This is a genomic window from Mesorhizobium sp. B3-1-6 (assembly GCF_006439555.1).
In the GTDB taxonomy this organism is placed as follows: Bacteria; Pseudomonadota; Alphaproteobacteria; order Rhizobiales; family Rhizobiaceae; genus Mesorhizobium.
In genome coordinates, this window is sequence record NZ_VFTM01000043.1 from 15,098 (window position 1) to 34,233 (window position 19,136).

Consider the following 19,136-nt stretch of genomic DNA (forward strand, 5'->3'; position numbering starts at 1 on the left):
TTAGCGCCAGGGCAACACGCCGGCCGGCAAGCGGCGCCCGAACCGATCAAGCGCCAGAAGCAGCGCGATCACGACGATGATCGTGGATACCGCGATTGCCGCTGCCTGCGTGCCGAGCCCGGCCTCTTCCAGGCTGAACAGCACGACGCCGAGCGTTTCCTTGCCGCTCGACCAAAGCAGCGCCGAGACCGTCAACTCGTTGAAAGCACTCATGAACACCAGCAGCCCGCCCGCCACGGCCGCGGGCGCCGCGAGCGGCGCGGTGATCGTTGCGAGCCGCCGGAACGGACCAGCGCCGGACACCGCCGCCGCCTCTTCGAGATCACGCGGAATCTGCCCGACGGCCGTCGTCACCGGTTTCATTGCCAGCGTCAGGAAGCGCATCGCATAGGCGACGAGGATGATCGACGCGGTCGCATAGAGGCTGCCGATCAGCGGCAGCGGCCGCAAGAACAAAAGGATGCAGGCGATCGCCAGCACCACGCCGGGGATCGTGTAAGGCAGGTCGACGATGCCGCCGAGCACACGCCGCCAGCGCTTGTCGAAACGTTCGAGCCGCGCGGCCATCGGAATGACGCCAAGGGCGAGGATAAGCGCCGCGCCGCCGGCAAAGAGCAGTGAATTGCGGAAGGCCCGCGCCGTCGACGCCTGCCGGACAAGCACTTCCACATAGTTGGCGATCGTTGCCGTCCGCGGACTGAGCGGCACGCCGAAGGACGGCACCAGCGACGTCGCCAGCAACGCGCAGGCCGGCAGAATGAGGATCAGGCCGATGACAAGCCAGCCCGCGCCGGCGAGCGGCATGCGCAAGCCTCCGAGCTCGAATTGCGCCGGCGTGCCGGCAACGATGCGATGCCCGGTGCCGCGCAGCGCCAGCGACTGGAAGACCATGCCGGCCAGCGCCAGGGCGCCGACCAGCACCGACAGCGCCGCGATCTGCGGCAGCACGCCGGGCCCGAAGCTCGACAGGTCCTGGTAGATCAGCGTCGGCAAGGTCAGATAGTTGACGGGCATGCCGAGCAGCGCCGGTATGCCGAAATTGCCGACGCCGGAAACGAAGGTGAGTGCTGCGGCCGCCACGACATAAGGGCGTACCACAGGCAGCACGATGGTCCGCAACACGGCGACAGGCCTGGCGCCGCAGGATCGCGCCGCCTCGACCAGATCGCGCGGCATCCGCGACAGACCCGCCCGCATGGTGATGAAGACGATCGGCGCATGCTGGACGCCGTAGAGAAGGATGATGCCGCCACGGCCAAGCATGGGATTGCCGGCCCCGGGCGCAGGCGCCAGCCCAAGCATACCGAGCAGCGTGCTCGACGGGCCGAAGAGATGCAGCCAGGCGAGCGCGGTGACCTGCGGCGCGATCATCAGCGGCAAAAGCAGAAGAAACCCGAGGATCTTTCGTCCCGGCAGATCGGTCATCGTCACCGCGACGGCGAACGGAATGCCGAGGCAAAGCGCCAGCAGCGCGCCGAAAAAAGCCGTGTCCAGCGTGTGCCACATCGCCTTGAGCGCGGCAGGGCTGGCAAGCCGCCCGGCGAAGGCGGCGAAATCGGCCTCGCCGCCCGGCGCGATCGCCGCAAGCACGAGACGCGCCATCGGCAACAGGCAGAGCATGGCGATGACCAGCAGGACGGCCAGCGCCGACAGACGCTGGCCGAATATCGGGCCCGGCACCGTGAAGCCCCCCGCCTGCGGCGACGCCACGCCTCGCCTGGCGATGTGATGTTCCGCGGAGGCCAAAGTTTCCAGGCCGCTTACTGGCTCATCACCGCGCTGAACTTTTCCTTGTTCTGCGCATCGTTGGCGAGCGCGGCCGCCGCATCATAATCGAGCACCTTGATCGAGGCGCGGTCCGGATAGCCGGCCGGCAGCGCGACGTCGGCGCGCGCCGGGATGTAGCCCATCTTGGCCGCCACTTCCTGCCCGTCCTTCGACAAGAGGAAATCGACGAAGGCCTTGGCGGCTTCCTTGTTCTTGGCGGTGGATAGGATAGCGACCGGTTCGGTGACGGCGGACACGCCTTCCTTCGGGAAGACGAACTCTACCGGCGCGCCCTTGGCCTTCTCGCGGATCGGCATGTAGTCGACGATCATGCCGAACAACTTGTCGCCGCCGCTGACGGCCTTCAGCACGTCGCCATTGCCGCCGCTGGCCTGCGCGCCGTTCTTGGCGAGCGCGCCATAATAGTCCCAGCCCTCCGGCAGCTTGCCGGTCAGCGTCACCGTGTGGATCATCGCCGCGCCCGAGGTCAGCGGACTGGGCATCGCGATCAGGCCCTTGGCTTCCGGCTTCTTCAGGTCTTCCCAGCTTGTCGGCACGAAAGGCGCCTTGGTATTGTAGACGATGCCGGTGGTGATCAGCTTGGTCGAGAAATAGGTCTTGTCCTTGTCGTAGAGCGCCGCGTCGAGGCCGTCGACTTTGGCCTCCGGATAGGCGAGCAGCCGGCCTTCCTTCTTCAGGCCCTCCATGGTCACGACATCGGCGATCAGCAGCACGTCGGCCTGCGGCTGGCCGGCCTCGATCTCGGCATGCAGCTTGGCCAGGATCTTCGGCGTGCCGTCGCGCACCCAGTCGACCTTGATCCTCGGGTTCTTCGCCATGAAGGCGTCGACGGTCTGCTGGGCGTCGGTGTTCGGCTGGCTGGTGTAGAGCACCAGCGTGCTGTCGGCGGCGGCGGCTCCCGCTACGGTGGATGCCAGCAACATGGCGGCGAAAACGATCTGGCGCATGGAAATACCTGTTGTTGATCAAGGCTGGGCGAGGTCCGGCAGGCGCCGGGGCTGGAAAACCTGAGTAAGGCCGCAGGATAACCATTGTGTGACAGGGCAACGCAACTCGCATCGCCCTGCCTTGCGCCTGCTCCGTATCACAGGTGCTACTGGTTGGCCGGGTCGGTCTCGGCATCATAGGCCATGCGGGTAACCACCATCAGCACATAGGCCGACGGCAGCGCGAAGATGGCGCCGAGCATGATCGCCGCCGTTCCTTCCATGCGAAGGGTGGCGGCAACGGCCCAGTAGACGGTGCCGATGCAGATTACCGCCTGGACTGCCAGAAAAGAGGCCGCGGCAGCCGCGCGGGTAAGCGTCTTGAATGTCTTGATGCGTTGCATTGAACGGAATCCGAACTGACGCGCACGCAACCGGCGGACAGCCAGCGGCCGTCGCCGGATCGCGACGCGAAGGAATGTCTTTGGTTTGAATGCCGCGCTCGGCGGCCAAGGCCTTACGCGGCGGGCGGCGCGCGTGGCTGGTTGGCGCGCGAAGCTGCTGCGCTTGCCGATACCGGAGCGACGCCCATTTCGGCCGGCAATACATGGCCGATAAGCAGGAAATCGGATGCGGGCGCGAGCACGCCGGGATTGCCGCTGACGAGTTTTATCGGCAGTGGCCGGCCGGCCCGGATTTCAAGCGCCTGCGCCTTGCCGGTCGTTCTGAGCAGCGCGATCGTGTCGCCCTGACGAGCGGCGCTGACGCTGGAACTGCCCGGGAGCGAAACGGCCGACGCAGAAATTTCGGCCTGCGCGAAGCCCAGCAGCGCGAGCATCAGCAGCGCCATCAGGCCCGCGCAGGCTGTCCTGACCGGCAACAGCATCGGTCTTTCGCGTTCAGGTGCCGTCAAGGCAATCTCCGGACATCAGGACGGACCTAACCGATGGAATGGCCGAAGGAAAGCCGCAATGGACGCCGCAATCGCACTTCGTCCTTGAACCTTGCGGCTTCCGGTGCCAAATCTGGAGCAGATTTTCGCATTCGGCTCCTTTGGAGCCAACGCCGGCAAACGGACAAAAATGGTTACCTATCTCGACGCCTCCACGGCCCCCCTTCGAAACACCGGCCAGATCCGCCTCTATGGCGAGGAAGGTTTTGCCGGCATGCGCAAGGCCTGCGACCTCACGGCGCGCTGCCTTGACGAACTGGTGCCGATGGTGAAGCCCGGCGTGACGACGGAAACGATCGACCGCTTCGTCTTCGAATTCGGCATGGACCATGGCGCGCTGCCGGCGACGCTCAATTATCGCGGCTACACCAAGTCGTCCTGCACCTCGATCAACCATGTCGTCTGCCATGGCATTCCCGACAACAAGCCGCTGAAGGAAGGCGACATCGTCAACATCGACGTCACCTATATCCTCGACGGCTGGCACGGCGATTCCTCGCGCATGTATCCAGTGGGCACGATCAAGCGCGCCGCCGAGCGCCTGCTCGAGGTGACCTATGAGTGCCTGATGCGCGGCATAACCGCGATCAAGCCCGGCGCCCGCACCGGCGCCATCGGCGCCGCGATCCAGACCTATGCCGAGGCCGAGCGCTGCTCGGTGGTCCGCGATTTCTGCGGCCACGGCGTCGGCCAGCTTTTCCACGACGCCCCGAACATCCTGCATTACGGCACAGTCAATGAAGGCGTCGAGATGCGGCCGGGCATGATTTTCACGGTCGAGCCGATGATCAATCTCGGCCGCCCGCATGTGAAGGTGCTGTCCGACGGCTGGACGGCGGTCACGCGCGACCGCTCGCTGTCGGCGCAATACGAGCACACGATCGGCGTCACCGACACCGGCTGCGAGATCTTCACGCTGTCGCCGAAAAAGCTCGACCGCCCCGGCCTGCCAGCCTAGTTTCAGCCGAAGCCTGAGGGGAGCGGGCGAGCATGGGGAAAGTCGAGGACGAGCGGGCGTTCTTTTCCGAAGGCTGGATCGAGCCGCCCAAGACGGCGCTGAAAAAGGCCACGGCAGCAGAAAAGCCCCATTATCACGGCCATCGCGACCGTCTGCGCGAACGCTTCGTCGCCGGCGGACCGGACGCCCTGCCCGACTATGAACTGCTCGAACTGCTGCTCTTCCGGCTGATCCCGCGCGTCGACACCAAGCCTATCGCCAAGGCGCTGATCGCCCGCTTCGGCTCGCTGGCCGAAGTGCTCGGCGCGCCGGCACCCTTGCTTGAAGAAGTCAAAGGCATCGGGCCGACCGTCGCGACCGATCTAAAAGTCATCGCCGCCACCGCCCAGCGCATGGCGCGCGGCGAGGTGCGCGGCCGCGAAGTCCTGTCCAACTGGACGCAATTGCTCGATTATTGCCGTTCGGCCATGGCCTTCGAGGCCCGCGAACAGTTCCGCATCCTGTTCCTCGACAAGAAGAACGGGCTGATCGCCGACGAGGTGCAGCAGACCGGTACCGTTGACCATACGCCGGTCTATCCGCGCGAGGTGGTGAAGCGGGCGCTCGAACTCTCCGCCAGCGCCGTCATCCTGGTCCACAATCATCCCACTCGCCCCTTTTCGATCACGCGCCATCACGCTCTAGCACATTGATGCATAATGTTTTCCCGGCTTGTCGTAGAGTCGGATATTGTGGCATATTGGGATCGGTTTTAGGGGGATCGAAGCCCGTTTTGAACCCAACCGCAGACCCCTACTACCCGTCAGCCGATCCCACTCGAAAGCCTACGGGAGATCCCAGTGCCAAGCCTTACCGATGGAGAAATTCGCCGTGCTTTGAAGCAGGTCGAGGAAACCGGAAAGCAACAGAACCTTGTCGATGGCGAGGGCCACGGAACAGGCCGCCTCGTTCTCGTGGTGAAGCCAATGCCGACCCGCGTAACGGCGGACTGGATGGCCCAGCAATGGCGAGACCAAAAGCGTCTCAAGAAAAAGCTAGGCTCGTATCCGTCAATGGGCCTTGGCCAAGCTCGCGAGATTTTCAAACGCGACTTCGCCGATATGATCCAGAAGGGACGCAGCATCAAGATTGCGGGCGACACGCGACCCGGCACCATCGCCGATCTGTTCGAGGCTTATGTCGCATCGCTGAAGGCAGATGGAAAACCGTCTTGGAAGGAGGCTGAAAAGGGGTTGAACAAGATCGCCGACATGCTCGGCCGCAACCGCCCGGCCCGCGATATCGAGCCTGAAGAGATCAGGGACATCATTCGCCCGATTTACCAGCGGGGCAAACGGTCCATGGCCGATCATGTTCGTAGCTATATTCGATCGGCTTACAGTTGGGGACTGAAATCCGAGCACGACTACCGCTCGACCTCTGTCCGTCGCTTTCGTCTCATCTACAATCCGGCTGCTGGTATTCCAACAGAACCAAAAAACGTGGGAACGCGCTGGTTGGACGAAGAGGAATTTGTCCGTCTCTATCGCTGGCTCGAATATCCCGATACGCCGGTCCATCCCCCCTACACGCGTGCCGTAAGAATTCTTATGCTGACCGGCCAGCGCGTCGAGGAGATCGCTCGGCTACACGTCGATCAATGGGATGCCGCTGAGCGCATCATCGACTGGTCCAAGACCAAGAATGGAAAGCCTCACGCCATCCCCGTGCCCAAAATCGCGGCCGAGCTTATCGGGTCGATCAAGCCAAATGAATTTGGTTGGTTTTTCCCATCCGCAACCGACCCGTCCAAGCCTGTCAGTCATGGAACGCTCTATTCGTTCATGTGGCGCCAGCGCGATCGCGAGGTCATTCCCGTCGTGACAAACCGCGATCTCCGGCGAACCTGGAAGACGCTTGCCGGCAAGGCAGGTCTCTCGAAAGAGATCCGAGACCGATTGCAGAACCACACCCTGCAGGACGTCAGTTCCAAGAGCTACGATCGCTGGAACTACATGCCTGAAAAGCGCGCTGCCATGGCTAGGTGGGATAAGTTCGTCCGCGAACTCCTGACGAAGAAGAGGCGTAAAGCCGAGCTCAAGGAAGCTGCATGAGCTAACATCCTCACCGCCATCACCGACGGAGGCAAAGCTCACCGTGGGGGACCAGACTACGAATCTGGGGTCAGGAGTTCGAATCTCTTCGGGCGCGCCATTCCATCCAATTGATTTCCAACGGCTTTTTGACCTACCCGGCGAACCGGCACCGGCTTGATTTTCGGAATTCAGCCGGCTTTTCAGCCGGTTTTGGACAGTCGGCTACTCCCGGCGACAAAATCGCACCACAGGTGGGGTGCCCTGTCGCAATGGCGGTTATTTCAGCGCGGCGGCAGCAGATTCGCTTGCGTGACCGCCTGTCGGCCTAAGCCGTCTTGCCCGCGTCCAGCGCCGGTTCTCCGATCGTGACGCTGCCCCGGTCCGTATCGAGGATCGCCACTTCTTCCCTCAACGCGGCGATCAAGGCCGCCATCCGGCCGCGCACGCGCGGATGAAGATTCATCAAGCCCTCGATGAGACGCCGGCCTTCCGCACTGGCGATGAAGTCTATGCGCTCGTCCACCGGCAGAGGTCCAGTTTCCCGGGCGGCGTCGTTGCCTGGCAGGCCTTCGAAGAAGCGGCTGACGGGAACGCCGAGTGACGTGGCGATCTCGTAGAGCATGGAGGCGCTGACGCGGTTCCTCGCGTTCTCGTATTTCTGAAGTTGCTGGAAGCTGATGCCGACAAACCGTGCAAGTTGCGCCTGCGACACGTCTGACTGCACACGGACCGTCGCGATCTGCCTGCCGACATGCATATCTGCGGAATGAGGGCTCGCAGGTTTATGCTTTGCCCATATCATCACAGCAGGAGGGCGTTTCGATTCCAACAAGGCGTCTCGCTTTTGCATCTGTTCACTTCCGGGAATGTGAGCCTGTGGCGGTGCGCCGCCGGGAATTCAGCAAATTTCCGATGAATGGGGAGTTGCAAAACGGCGCGAAACACTATGAGCGCCTTCAAGTCGGCTCTCCCGGTCGGCTAATTCCATCAATATCCTTGAGGACTGAGCGGATTTGAGGCCAGGGAAACTCGGTGTCGCCTTCCGAAGGCTGACCTTCTTTAAGTACGGCATCCAGCTTGGCCGCCACACCGGCAAGGGTAGTCGCAGGCGTTTCGGACAATACCTCAAGCAACTCCTCCGCTCGATCAGCGGCTTCGCGTTCAGCGCGCAACGCGGCGGAATAGCCGATGTCTTCAGCAGCGGCATCCCAGCGAAGCTGATGGGCCGCGAAGTCGGCTTCGGCCTTCGCACGGACTGTTGCGTCGATGGAATCGGCGCTTGGCAATTCGCGAATTGCCTTCAGAGAATGCAGTGTCAGGCTCTCACCATTGGCCTGCAGGATCATCGCGCACGGAAAACCAATAGTTTCGGCGAGTTTCCGCTCTAGGCGCTGTTGCTCTCGGCACAGCCGTTCGGTCAAGTTGTGGGCATCCTGCCACTCGCGCCACACAGGTACCACGCGATCGGAAGTTTGGTCCTTTTCCAAGTCGGCTCGCGCAAGCTCAGTGGACTGTGGTCGCAGCTCTACATTTGCCGTTCGCGCAAGTTCCTTCCTGTGCGTGACGAAAGGCAAAGGCGTGGTATTGTCGGAATCACCCATGATCCGAGCTCCCAACAGCTTGGCGTGGTTAGGCTGGGCTATGTGCAGTCGCACATCGCCTGGCCGTACTTGCGCGCAACCGGCACCTGCAGGGCGTTGAGTCAACTGCAGCCGGTTCGTGTGAATGTCTGTCATAATCTAGCCCATCAGAGATTACTTTGCAATCACATGATATGAAAGATATCACTGGCGCGCAGATGCGAGCAGCACGCGCGCTGGTGCGTTGGAGCGCAAAGGATCTGGCAGACGCCGCCAGCGTGGGGGTTGCGACTGTTAGACGCGCGGAATCCGACGACGGCATGCCGGCTATCACCTCCGCGAATCGAAAGGCGATTCGCAGTGCACTTGAGGCGGCCGGCATCGAGTTCATTCCAGAAAATGGCGGCGGCCCAGGTGTAAGGCTTGCCCGTCGATTTGATGGCGGATGAACAGTAGACAGCGCTACCGCTTTCGAGCGACTTCGCAGTCGACCAACGCGTCATGGGTCTAACCCCGCGACAGTTCCGGACATTGTGGGCCAAAATAGAAACGTCCGCATCTGGGCCGGTAGCGGACTGACCGCTGTCAGTATCCGCGCGTCGAACTGGGGGTAATTCGGTTGGTCGAGGAGGTCGGCAAAGGCATCCGCTAGGTCGTTTTCGCCCGGGCGCGATGGTGCGCGAGCGAACGCGTGCAAATCATGCTTTCCTGGATTCGTACCGCGCGGGGCGGCCGAAACCACGCCACGTCGAGTGCGGCTGCCGCGAGGTAGGCGTGGCCGAGGTGTCGGCTGTCGAGGCCGTAGGCCCGACGAAGGTCATCTGCCGCCACATAGAGCGTGTTCTTCCCGGCAAACGCATTGCGACGGTACTCGAGGCGCGGCTGAAACCGCGCCATCAAGCTCTTGCAGGCCGAGGTCTTCCCTCTGAGATCGATGCCTTCCACAAGGAAGAGCTTTCCGGTCTTGCATCTGGGCCTCAATCATTCGGACCATTCGACGCGGACCATTCCGGCGCCCATGCGGTCCGGGCCCCGGCGGATGTGGCTTTCGTACGCCGCCGCCATGATCGCGACGCCCAGCCGGTGCGTCGAGAGATCCGAGGTGAGCTGCGCGACCGGCAGACGCCCCTCTGCACATGCGACGAACTCGGTCAAGGACGCCATCTTCGCCCGTTCCGACAGCAGATGTTCGCCCGTCTCGCCGGCAAAAGTCGCCGCGCTGTAGCGCGACAGCCGGTCCGCACCCTTGATGAGCCCGCTGTTCTGTACGCGGACCAGTTCGAGGTGGTTCGGGTCCCCGAGCTGGTCGCCTTTCGCTTCGGCTCGGTCATGCCGGTCTTCGGCCTGGAGGGTCTCGATACGCAGACCCTGCATCGGTCCCTGGTCGATGTGCCACAGCTCGCGTTTCAGCCGGCCGGAGCCTTTGTACCAATTCTTCGGCGGGTCCAGGGTCGCGCGGGCGGAGACCGTGTCATGTTGAAGATGAAGGTTGACGGTGGTCATCACGCTGCCGTCGCGGATGGCCTCCATTGAGACATGGGCGTCGACCTCACCCATCCGGCGGCCAAGCATCACCAATTCGGCGTCGTCGTAGTCTTCCAGGCTCGCGTGGCTGCCGCCGATGAGCTTGTGCCACCCCAGCCGCGGCATGGCGGCAACCAGAGCATCGGGCTGGCGAAGGCTGGCATGCACGAGCAGATAGTCGGGCCGGGCGTGGACCCAGGTCCCGGTCTTGAGCAGGCGGGCGATGACATCGATCACGTGGTAGCCCGAATGGGCCAGCTTCCCGCTGCCGGTGCTGTAGCCGTGGTAGGCAACATCGACAAGCTCGCCGCCGACCCGCATCTGGCCGTCGGCATGGGCTGCGGTAATGTTCGTCACGGGCTGCCCGGTCGCTTCGCGGACCTCCGCTACACAGTCGAAGACCTTGGCGAAGACCGGCATGAAGGGCCGCTGCGCGTTCAGCATCGCGCAGACCGGATGCTCTTGCTGGGCGCGGGCGTAGGCCAGGGCCAGTTCATCGAAATCCGACAGGATCCCGCGCGCCGCCGACAACGAGGTGACTGCGTTGGGCCGGGTGGTCACCGGCTTGTCTAGAAACAGGTGGAGTCCCCTCTGCAGCGCCCAGAGCGCATAGGCCAGATGCGCCTCGGGCGGCACGCTGACCGCCACGGCGCTGATGCCGTGCTTCCGGACGAGCCGATCGAGCTGGGCCTCGGTCCGGGCGTCAAGATGGTAGGGAGAGATGGGCTCCAGATAGACGATCTCATGGGGACGGCCGTCTTGAATTTCCGACAGGCGCGCCTCGACGGCGGGACCAGCGGATGCCAGTTCCACCGCGGCCGGGCAGGTGACATCATAGCCCTCTGCACGAAGCTCCTGCAGGTGCTTGCGAATGGTCCGGACCCAGTGCGGCCCGAGACCTATCTGAAGCAGGACAACCGGGCGCAGAAGCGCTTGGGCCGAGGCTGCAAACTTGGGGGAGTGTTTCATGGCGGTCAGTTCCGTTGGCCGATTAGCGCGGCCGAGCGGTTGGGGACCCATTCACCAACTGCCCGGAGCCTGCGGCAGCGCCGAACAGACCGCAGCCAACGGGGTGTCAAGGAGGTGTAAAGACCGCCGATCCCGGTGAGGTTTGAGTGATCGGGGAGAACTTGGCCCAACATGGCTGGAGCCCAACTGCGGCCTCGCACTATGGACAAACGAGGAAAGAGCAATGAACATTGATTAAATAAGTTTGCTAGGAGCCCCCTTCGGGCATGTATAACGGACCCCCCTTGCCGCCGGAGCGGGAGCTCCCCCTCAGCCTTCTTGTAGAATTCCTGATGGCGGCCGGGGCCGGCAGGGACGACCAAGAATTCCTTTCACTTCCGTGGACGGATACGGAACTTCAGCAGGCCCGAGTGGCAAGTCGTCAAGGAATTCGAGATTTCTTGGAGGAAGGTACGGCAGGATCGACTTTTGCCGGCGGGTTGTTCACCGCCCTCACGGATAATGAGGACCCGGCGATCCTCGACCAGCTAAAGTTGGCGCAGAAGACTTGGGTGGCAGCATCGCCGACCGAGCGTAGGCAGCGGGTGAAGGATGCCGTCGCCAGCTACGGGCTGCCGGAGACGTGGCAAACGCGGCGGTCCGTCTTTTCACAATGGGCTCGCCGACTGCGTGAGAAGCCCTATAAACTCCAACTCGCTCTTCACGACCTTTCCATGATTGGGTTCGCCGACGCGCGCAGCCCCTATCGGCTCGTGAAAGGCTTCAAGAAGTTTCTTGACCAGGACGCGCTGCCCTATTTTTCCAGGGACTATTACATGGAAGACATGGGGGCGCAGGGCGAGGTTTTCTCCGAGACGGACCTAATTCGAAAAATTGACGAGGCGGACGAAACCCGCGCGATTCTCATTCACGGACCCGGCGGGCACGGAAAGACCCGTTTGGCCCATCAACTTTGCAAGGCGACCAAGGCAGACCTTGCATTGCTGATCGAGCCATTGGCGGCTGACTACTTGAAACTGAAGGATTACCTAAAAGGATTTAGGGAGGGCAGGCGCGAGCCAGCCGCGTTGAGACATGTTCTGCTGTTTCAAGACTATGCGGAGAATGTCAGGACCGCGACGCCTGTCAGGTCTTTCTGCGACGTTGTCCGAAATGACCTCGACATTCGTACCACGCTCATACTTTGCAGCCGTTCGAGCGGTGTGCGCCTCGTCGAGCAGACCTACGACGATTTCGAAATCGATGCGTATTCCGTGGGAGTTCAAAAGGACAATGGCACAACTTACGAACATTGGCTGGTCGCGCAGATTCTGAAGCACTTCGACCTGGACAACGACGCCGGTCTGGTTGCGTTGACTCGGGACCTTCCTTTCCTTGCGGCATTTGCGGGTTTCCTAAAGACGGAACATCCAAGCCTATTCGACAAGCAGTTTCGAATTTCGGTCGACAACCAACATTTCGCGGCTTGGGCCCGAAAGCGGGCTGATTCACTTGCTGGCCTCGAATCGACCGCGAGGCGACGCTTGGCGGAAATCGCCCTGGCCCTCCCCGTGGCAAAGGCGGAGGTGGACCACATCACGGAAGACCGGAACGAGGTCGGCACAAAGATATTCGAAGCTCTTGAGGGGGACTTCTGGATCGAAGAAGAGGCGGACACCTACGCCCCTGTGCACGACGCCTTTGCCGACGCGCTTGTGACGCAGCATCTGTTCGGCACGGAGAAGCCAGCTAACCGGATGGCCGAATTACTCTCTACGGCTTGCGAAAAGGAGTATTTTGGCAGGGCCCTGCATGCCTTAGGCCGTGTGTCCGGGGCGGAAGAGTTAGAGGTGATAGACCCGGTGTCCGTTCTCGCCAAGCTCGAGAAAAAGCACGCCTTGGCTATTCAGCAGAACGCATTGGAGGTGGTCAGCAGCGCCTTGGTGCCGACGCAGAGGCTTCCATCTGTGCTAAACGCAATCGACAGTCTTTACGAAGGCTTGCGGGGCGATCTCGAAGCTTGTCGCTTCCTGAGCCATTCCGTCGCTTCCCTTCGCAAGCGGGAGAGGGCGACCGAAGCGGAGACGTGTCCCCGGCTCGATGATCTGCTCAAAAGCATTTCATTCGATTCCGATCTGCGGATCATCTCGAATCTTGTTTGGCACGATCCAGGTTCATATCGGGAGAGCGCGACAGCGCTTATGCTGAAATCCGCCGATGACTGGGACGTCTCGTATCTGATTGGTGCTGTCCTTGCGAATGGTGGGTCACTTCAGCGGGTGGGTCCTAGTGTTCTGCGATGGCTCCAGCGCTTTTCCACCGCGTCTGCAACGGCGTTCGTTCTAGTTGCCTGGTTTGAGGCAGTCAAAGAACAGGCCCAAGAGGCGGACTCTGCTGGCACGCCGGTGAATATCGTCTCTGGGAAGGTTGCCAATTATCTTGCGCCTTGGTGTCTCCTGCACGGTCGGAAGTACTTTGCGGCAAAGGTCCTGGCTGCCTGGGCGTCCGAATCGCGGGGATCGACCCAGGCGATGTCCGCGTTGGACGACTGGCTTGACCTGTACGCCGATCGATTTATGGCAACCCACGTGCTTCAAACCGCACTCAAGCTTGGCAGGAGTCTCGACGCGAAGTTTCAGGATTACGTCAAAAGGTGGCTATCCGAGAACAGCCGACTTTCCCCGGTTGCAACGTTGTATTTGTTTCGCGAATTGAGGGATGCGGGCGTGTCTTGGCGCGCCTTTTCGTCAGAAGCGCTTGCCTTTATCGGATCGGATCTCCCCCCCAAAGCGCACCGGGATATGTGCATCTACTGGCTCCAGATGGGTGGAGACGCTGACTCGATCAGAGGCCCGTTGCGTAGCGCCGTTGACCTAGATCCCCTTGATGAGCACGTGAGATTCGTGTTCCAGACTTGGGAACTTGCCGCGCCCCGAGATATGGGTTTCTGGGCCTCGAACATGGTGCTCTGGCTGAGGGGGCATTTTGCCCACCCGCGGGCAGCTTATGTTTTCAATCTCTGGTACAAGCACAAGCTCGGCGTGGCGGCTGTGCGCGCACCTCTGATTGCATGGCTGAAGCACAACGGGTCGGACCATCAGTATCCGGTCGTCTTATCCAATCATTACCGGCAAGAGACGGCGTCGAACCCCGAAGTTTTTCCTTTTGCCGAGCTCGCGCTGTTCTGGTTAAAGACCCATGCTGGGCATCCTCATTCCAGCTTCCTTTTCCTAGCTTGGATTCATAGAAGGCAAGATCTTACGACCATCCGGCTAGCCCTTCGTACCTGGCTCGGGCAGAATGACGAACATCCGGCCTTTCCCGGCTTGCTGGCAACATACGCCCTAGATCCGGCATCCCTCGAAGAGATCGGCGTCTCGGAGGATCGCGCGCGAGCATTCCTAAAAAGGAAAAGGTTCAGCAAGGCCGACTGCCGGCTCATTGAATTCATTCTGTCATCCCCCTTCGGTTCGAATCCACAGTCGGAAATCGGCAGGACAGCGATCGAGGGCGCACAAGACTATCTTCAAGAGTTCGGCTCAGACATCGGCAGTGCGTTCTTGATTGCAAAGGTTATTCGTTTGATTGGTGCGGAGGGCTGGATTATTGCGGTGGCAGCGACTTGGCTTGAAAGTTTCAGCCTGCGCCACCGAGCCAACCTCGTGCTTCAGGCTCTGCTTACCGTGAATCCACGAGCGTCGACCTACGAAGCTCAGGTAAGGTCGTGGCTGACCCAGAACCAGGAATACATATTTGCCGGGGCCTTGCTGCTAGAATGGGCGCGCGCGGGAGGGGATGTTATGCTTTTTCAAAGGCAAGCCGCCGCTTGGATCGATACAGCTCACGCGCAAGATGACTTTCCTGATGTCGACGAGGTAGAGCGTCTCTACTGGCAGGCGAATATCCAGATGAGCCGGGATCAGGGCTGACGACCGGATACAGGTCAACAGGCTCCTGAAACTTCGCCGACCACCCAGCGGCAAGGTCAGCCTGTCCTGACGCGCGGCCAGTGACCGCTTGTGGCGCCAATATGCCGCTTCAGCCGTCCGTTTCATGTCCGCGTAGGCGGTACGGTATGGTTATCCTGCTTAACGACCGACTTGAAGGCGCATCGCCGACATTCCCGGTCTGACCGGCTACGCGCTCGGAAGTCTCATCACTTTACATCGTCGAGCGGAGAACAGCCTAGATATGTTCCGCGAGGTCGAGCTCGCCGTGCGCCTCGATCTCCAAAAGATAGTGAGCCTTGGTCAAGCAATCGCCTTCCCTGAACGCGGGATAGGCGCAGATCGCCAATAGCGCCATCTCCTCCTCTCGGGCAGCCTCGATGTGCTGGCGGCTGCGGCTGCCCCTTTCGTGGACGGCCTTGCCGAACGCTGCGTATGCTGCCTTGTGCGCCTCAATCAGCGCCGGCAGGTCGTTGGATGGTTGCCGGTCACGGCTCAGCGGCTCGGTGCCGAGAGCGTTTGCTGTAACGGTCGAGGCGACCACTGCGCTGCCGGAGTGGAAGAACAAGGCGCGGCGGTTGGTGACCTCACCTCTTCACTTCACGGCAGGCCAGAGCGATGCGTGAAACTCACCGGCACCGTAACACGACGGTTCGCGCATTCATGTCAGGATGGAAAGCCCGCGATGGCCCTACAGCTTGCCAGCGAGGCTGATGCGTCGAGGCATCCGCATCGTCAGTGGGCGTGCCACGCGCTCGGCGTCCAGGTAGCAGGCTCAGACCCACGGCAAGCTTTTGCCCTGAACGGAGCGCCTCAACGCGGATGAAGAAACTCGGCAACCTTCTCTGCGAGAGCGACAACCGCAGCAGACAAGCCAGCGCTCGGCCGCCATCCTACGGCCGACGCTGGCGGCTCGGCGCCACCCGGGTCGCAGACGGGGGCGCCGCGCCAACTTTATCGACAGCCATAGCGAGCAAAGCACGGCCATGTCCTGACGCGATCAACCTCGCAACTCAGTGACGCTCCGCTGAAGCCCGTCTCAAAGAGATCTTGTCCGCACGCCGCTATCGGCCATGGTTGCTGTTGATCATGCCGAGGCACTGCACCCTGCGCTAAGCCGCTGTAACGAATGAAAAAACGCCGTTTCCGCAACGTGCGCACTATGCGCACACATTGCGAAATCTAAACGCAACTAATTGAAAATAAACAACCGCCAAGGGGCAGCACATTTCTGCCTTTTATCCTGCCATCCTAATCGGTTGTTCTGCGCGACACTTGGCATACATCGTCGTTTTTCCTTGTCGCTACGATAATATACGAATCTGTTCTCTGGGTTACGATCCCGCGTTCTGGCGTTGAGCTCCGATGCGCCGAGCAGTCCTCCGCGCTCTGCGACGAGATATTTAGGCTGCAGCCTTGCAGCGCTCGAGTCGTCGCGGCGCACTTTTCCATCGCACTGACGGAAGCAGCGTCACAGGCAATCGAGCGCGATCCGGCCGTCTTGCAATCGGCGCGGCCGCAGGCAAGGTAACGTGCGTTCCGTCGTTGTTGGTCTGCATCGGTCCTCATCCGCCGGGGCGGATTCCTATGTGTCAGTTGGCGCCGCTCATCGTGCCGACGCCATGCGTTTCAATTTCCGTCGCGCCGCTCATCGATGCGCTCCCAGCAGACGCCGGTCCTTGGTGTGGACGCGTTGCGCGGCCGCGGTCTCGGTAGCAGTCGCATCGCCGACATAGAACGTGCCATCGCTCCACATAATGGAATGGACCGGCCGCGCTGCGACGGCGCGACGGCAATGCTGCAAGCGCAGCTAATCGCAAAAGGAGCACGCCATGTCTGACATCGCTCGGTATGCCGAAAGTGTCGCCACGATCGGTATGGATCTCGGCAAGAACAGCTTCCATCTCATCGGAATGGATGCGCGTGGAAAAGTGATCATGCGCGAGAAACTGATGCGTGGACGATTGGATCGGTATATGGCCAACCTCCCGCCGTGCCTGGTGGGTGTCGAAGCCTGTGCAGGCGCACACCACATTGGCCGTCGACTGGGAGCCTTCGGACATGACGTTCGGCTGATCCCGGGACAGTACGTCAAGCCCTTCCGGAAAGGGCAGAAGAACGACTACCGCGACGCCGAGGCCATCGCCGAGGCGGTGCAGCGGCCCACTATGCGCTTCGTTCCAATCAAGAGCGCCGAGCAGCTCGACCTTCAGGCCCTGCATCGGGTTCGCAGCAGGCTCGTTGGCCACCGCACCGCGGTCATCAACCAGCTTCGCGGTTTCCTCCTCGAGTGCGGGGTCATTGTACCGCAAGGGCCTGCGAGACTGCGCGAAATACTTCCATCGGTGCTGGCTCAGCGCACCGACGTGCTGTCGCCGCGCATGGTTCGTCTTGTCGAGGAATTGGCGCAGGACTGGCGCCGGCTCGACGATCGGGTTGATGCAGTGACTGGCGAAATCCAGACGCTCGCGCGCCAAGACGAAAGCTGCCAACGTCTGATGAGCGTTCCGGGGATCGGCCCTATGACCGCGAGCGCAATGGTCGCCACGATCGGCAATGGCGCAGCCTCGGCGCTGACCGTCGGAGATTTCGGGAGGCGCAGCATACTGTGTTGGATGCCGCACATGGCCCATGTCGAAAGGCAGCTGCTCGGCCGGGCCGAAATGCGTGTTCATCACCGGCATCATCGCCTTGAACGTCAACGCCCGCAGCGCGTAGCCGTACTCGATCATGACATTGGGATTCGGGATGAGCTTGCCAGCCTCTGTTTGCGCAACAAACGTCACGTCGGGAACGAAAACGTCGGCCGTGGCGATCTTGGCCAGGATCGTCTCGGTAACCGGCGGCGTTCCGACGACGCCCTCGGTATCGGCATCGATCATGACGTCGACCCCAGGCTCGGCGTCCGACGTAATCCGTCCTGCCGCTTCGTCCAAAGCTCCGCGTATGAAGTTCCTATTGATTTTCGTCGGCCGATCACTCTGCCAGGCGTAGAAGACGGTGATTTTGCGACGTGTCATTTCGCTCTCAATACGACGGTCAGCGCAAACGCACGCCGTCGATGAAGATGTTCCTGGTGATCCGGCTCCAGCCGGGGTTCATTCGCACGCCGCTGCGTGGTCGTGACTGCAGGAAGTCAGCAACGTCATCTAGGCTTGCCAGCTGGGTCGGGGTCACGTTCGAGCCAAAGCCGTGGCAAGCGAAGAGGCCGTCGGAACCACGTTCCACACGTCCTGTCACGATGCCTCCGACAACGCGCTCAATTTTAGCTACGGGCATCGCCTTTGTCTCCCTTGGCTTTGCCAGCCGGGCTTCCGATCATCTTTCGCAAGGCGGTCCGGTCTAAGCGCACCGAATTGCTATGTCGCTCGAAGTGCAGCAGTTCAATGCCGAGCACTGAGAGGGCCTGGACGATAGGTGCAGGGGGCGCCTCCGGTAGCACCATGATCTTCCGACACACTTGACCGCTGAGATGCTCGTAGAGCTGAAGCTGTCCGAGGGCTCGCTGAATGTCGGAAGCCGAGGCGTCGGCCTTGATCTCGAACAGAAGCGAATCCTTCGGCGTCTGCGCGAAGAGATCAGGACCATAGCGACCAAACCGGCTGTTCGCGTATTCTACGCCGAGAGCATCAAGCTCCTTTGCGAGCGCGTGCCAGATGTCCGCGTGCCTCCTCTCGGCCTTCCTAGCCGGCAGAGGAGGCAGGGAATATGCACCCTGACGCTCCGGACTCGATGACGCTTCAGCTGCGTTGATCCGTTCGAACATCCGCCGCGCAGCATCACCAAGCTGATAGTGGACCCGAACGCGGGCGCAAAGATCGACGAATTGGGCAAGATCAATCTGCACCTGGTCGCTCGATTGGTCGAGGTCGGTAACAGGGTGACAGGCTGCAACCGCACCGTCGGCGTAACGGACCTTCACCCGCCGTTTGGTAGCAACGCTGTCGAACATGTCCTCGGTTATACGAATGCCACGCGGATGGAGGCGCCCTTGGTGAAGCAGCCACCGGTGGCGGCGGTCGTCCCTCGCCAGAACGCCCTGTCGGTTCAGGTTCTTTCCGCTGCCGGGAGGATTTATCTCGACGAGCATATTCTGGCGGAGGCGCACGGGCTGCTGCCCGAAGACATTCCAGTACTTGTCGGGTGGCGTCCGCCGTCCGCTTTCCGAAAAATGACCCCAGATCCCGAGCCGCTCCTGCCAAATCGCGCCAGTCCCCAGCCCAGGGATTGTGCGGCCTCGAGCGGCGAACTTGCGCTCGAAAAGGTTCATGCTGGCGTGGATCGCGGCAGCCGCTTCGATGGCCTCAAGCATCGCATTTCTCTTTCACCGCCTGCCCCGCGAAAGCCGCCGGAAAAGCATCCTTGATGTCACCAAGACGCCAAGCAGACGGTGCCGCGAGGCTATGAAATTCCTCGAACTGCCATGCGGACGATACGG

The 19,136-nt window shown here is 61.5% G+C and carries 16 protein-coding genes and 1 pseudogene; 6 read left to right on the forward strand and 11 right to left on the reverse strand.

Going from position 1 to position 19,136, the window contains the following annotated elements:
* The 4 genes from FJ414_RS28150 to FJ414_RS28165 form a co-directional block, all read right to left on the reverse strand.
* Entirely contained in the window at positions 1–1,620 is a 1,620-nt protein-coding gene (locus FJ414_RS28150; RefSeq protein ID WP_140647656.1) for an iron ABC transporter permease, read from the reverse strand.
* A 140-nt stretch (positions 1,621–1,760) separates the two neighbouring features.
* Positions 1,761–2,735: an ABC transporter substrate-binding protein gene (locus tag FJ414_RS28155; RefSeq protein WP_140647631.1), complete on the reverse strand. Its 975-nt coding sequence runs from the start codon at positions 2,733–2,735 to the stop codon at positions 1,761–1,763.
* Between the two features lie 146 nt (positions 2,736–2,881).
* Positions 2,882–3,118: a hypothetical protein gene (locus FJ414_RS28160; RefSeq protein ID WP_140647632.1), complete on the reverse strand. Its 237-nt coding sequence runs from the start codon at positions 3,116–3,118 to the stop codon at positions 2,882–2,884.
* Between the two features lie 113 nt (positions 3,119–3,231).
* Entirely contained in the window at positions 3,232–3,564 is a 333-nt protein-coding gene (locus tag FJ414_RS28165) for a hypothetical protein (protein WP_140647633.1), read from the reverse strand.
* Positions 3,565–3,796: 232 nt separating this feature from the next.
* Between FJ414_RS28165 and map the strand changes: the two genes are divergently transcribed.
* The 3 genes from map (at position 3,797) to FJ414_RS28180 (ending at position 6,717) form a co-directional block, all read left to right on the forward strand.
* Positions 3,797–4,624, forward strand: a complete 828-nt coding sequence (map, locus tag FJ414_RS28170) for a type I methionyl aminopeptidase (protein ID WP_140647634.1) — start codon at positions 3,797–3,799, stop codon at positions 4,622–4,624.
* A gap of 32 nt (positions 4,625–4,656) precedes the next feature.
* A complete protein-coding gene (radC, locus tag FJ414_RS28175) occupies positions 4,657–5,316 on the forward strand; it encodes a DNA repair protein RadC (protein ID WP_140647635.1) in 660 nt (219 codons plus the stop codon).
* A 147-nt stretch (positions 5,317–5,463) separates the two neighbouring features.
* Positions 5,464–6,717, forward strand: coding sequence for a tyrosine-type recombinase/integrase (locus FJ414_RS28180; RefSeq protein WP_140647636.1), 1,254 nt, complete (start codon positions 5,464–5,466; stop codon positions 6,715–6,717).
* Between the two features lie 307 nt (positions 6,718–7,024).
* Here FJ414_RS28180 and FJ414_RS28185 read toward each other — a convergent pair whose 3' ends face one another.
* Positions 7,025–7,549 (reverse strand): helix-turn-helix domain-containing protein, encoded by a 525-nt coding sequence (locus tag FJ414_RS28185; protein ID WP_246672517.1) that lies wholly within the window; start codon positions 7,547–7,549, stop codon positions 7,025–7,027.
* A 106-nt stretch (positions 7,550–7,655) separates the two neighbouring features.
* Positions 7,656–8,300, reverse strand: a complete 645-nt coding sequence (locus FJ414_RS28190; protein ID WP_181181736.1) for a hypothetical protein — start codon at positions 8,298–8,300, stop codon at positions 7,656–7,658.
* Between the two features lie 173 nt (positions 8,301–8,473).
* Between FJ414_RS28190 and FJ414_RS28195 the strand changes: the two genes are divergently transcribed.
* A complete protein-coding gene (locus FJ414_RS28195) occupies positions 8,474–8,728 on the forward strand; it encodes a transcriptional regulator (RefSeq protein ID WP_140647637.1) in 255 nt (84 codons plus the stop codon).
* A 199-nt stretch (positions 8,729–8,927) separates the two neighbouring features.
* Here the strand turns inward: FJ414_RS28195 and FJ414_RS28200 are convergent, their stop codons facing one another.
* Positions 8,928–9,224, reverse strand: a complete 297-nt coding sequence (locus FJ414_RS28200) for a hypothetical protein (RefSeq protein WP_140647638.1) — start codon at positions 9,222–9,224, stop codon at positions 8,928–8,930.
* Between the two features lie 36 nt (positions 9,225–9,260).
* A complete protein-coding gene (locus tag FJ414_RS28205; protein WP_181181737.1) occupies positions 9,261–10,772 on the reverse strand; it encodes a Gfo/Idh/MocA family oxidoreductase in 1,512 nt (503 codons plus the stop codon).
* A 266-nt stretch (positions 10,773–11,038) separates the two neighbouring features.
* On the opposite strand from FJ414_RS28205, the gene FJ414_RS28210 reads away from it, so the two are divergent.
* Positions 11,039–14,680, forward strand: a complete 3,642-nt coding sequence (locus FJ414_RS28210) for a hypothetical protein (RefSeq protein ID WP_140647640.1) — start codon at positions 11,039–11,041, stop codon at positions 14,678–14,680.
* A 256-nt stretch (positions 14,681–14,936) separates the two neighbouring features.
* On the opposite strand, the gene FJ414_RS28215 is transcribed toward FJ414_RS28210, so the two are convergent.
* Complete coding sequence (locus tag FJ414_RS28215; RefSeq protein ID WP_246672518.1) at positions 14,937–15,242, reverse strand: hypothetical protein; 306 nt, start codon at positions 15,240–15,242, stop codon at positions 14,937–14,939.
* 1,288 nt (positions 15,243–16,530) lie between these two features.
* On the opposite strand from FJ414_RS28215, the pseudogene FJ414_RS28220 reads away from it, so the two are divergent.
* A pseudogene (locus FJ414_RS28220) lies at positions 16,531–17,259 on the forward strand (IS110 family transposase); the annotation flags it as partial.
* Between the two features lie 478 nt (positions 17,260–17,737).
* Here FJ414_RS28220 and FJ414_RS28225 read toward each other — a convergent pair.
* Positions 17,738–17,977, reverse strand: a complete 240-nt coding sequence (locus FJ414_RS28225) for a hypothetical protein (RefSeq protein ID WP_140647642.1) — start codon at positions 17,975–17,977, stop codon at positions 17,738–17,740.
* Positions 17,964–19,010 (reverse strand): hypothetical protein, encoded by a 1,047-nt coding sequence (locus FJ414_RS28230; protein ID WP_140647643.1) that lies wholly within the window; start codon positions 19,008–19,010, stop codon positions 17,964–17,966. The genes FJ414_RS28225 and FJ414_RS28230 overlap by 14 nt, the downstream gene beginning before the upstream one ends.
* Positions 19,011–19,136 lie beyond the last annotated feature (126 nt).

Coding starts and splice junctions, on each gene's coding strand:
- FJ414_RS28210 (WP_140647640.1), top strand. CDS start 11,039: ATGTATAACGGACCCCCCTTGCCGCCGGAGCGGGAGCTCCCCCTCAGC.
- FJ414_RS28160 (WP_140647632.1), bottom strand. CDS start 3,118: ATGCAACGCATCAAGACATTCAAGACGCTTACCCGCGCGGCTGCCGCG.
- FJ414_RS28230 (WP_140647643.1), bottom strand. CDS start 19,010: ATGCTTGAGGCCATCGAAGCGGCTGCCGCGATCCACGCCAGCATGAAC.
- radC (WP_140647635.1), top strand. CDS start 4,657: ATGGGGAAAGTCGAGGACGAGCGGGCGTTCTTTTCCGAAGGCTGGATC.
- FJ414_RS28190 (WP_181181736.1), bottom strand. CDS start 8,300: ATGGGTGATTCCGACAATACCACGCCTTTGCCTTTCGTCACGCACAGG.
- FJ414_RS28195 (WP_140647637.1), top strand. CDS start 8,474: ATGAAAGATATCACTGGCGCGCAGATGCGAGCAGCACGCGCGCTGGTG.
- FJ414_RS28165 (WP_140647633.1), bottom strand. CDS start 3,564: ATGGCGCTGCTGATGCTCGCGCTGCTGGGCTTCGCGCAGGCCGAAATT.
- FJ414_RS28225 (WP_140647642.1), bottom strand. CDS start 17,977: ATGCCCGTAGCTAAAATTGAGCGCGTTGTCGGAGGCATCGTGACAGGA.
- map (WP_140647634.1), top strand. CDS start 3,797: ATGGTTACCTATCTCGACGCCTCCACGGCCCCCCTTCGAAACACCGGC.
- FJ414_RS28150 (WP_140647656.1), bottom strand. CDS start 1,620: ATGCTCTGCCTGTTGCCGATGGCGCGTCTCGTGCTTGCGGCGATCGCG.
- FJ414_RS28155 (WP_140647631.1), bottom strand. CDS start 2,735: ATGCGCCAGATCGTTTTCGCCGCCATGTTGCTGGCATCCACCGTAGCG.
- FJ414_RS28185 (WP_246672517.1), bottom strand. CDS start 7,549: ATGCAAAAGCGAGACGCCTTGTTGGAATCGAAACGCCCTCCTGCTGTG.
- FJ414_RS28205 (WP_181181737.1), bottom strand. CDS start 10,772: ATGAAACACTCCCCCAAGTTTGCAGCCTCGGCCCAAGCGCTTCTGCGC.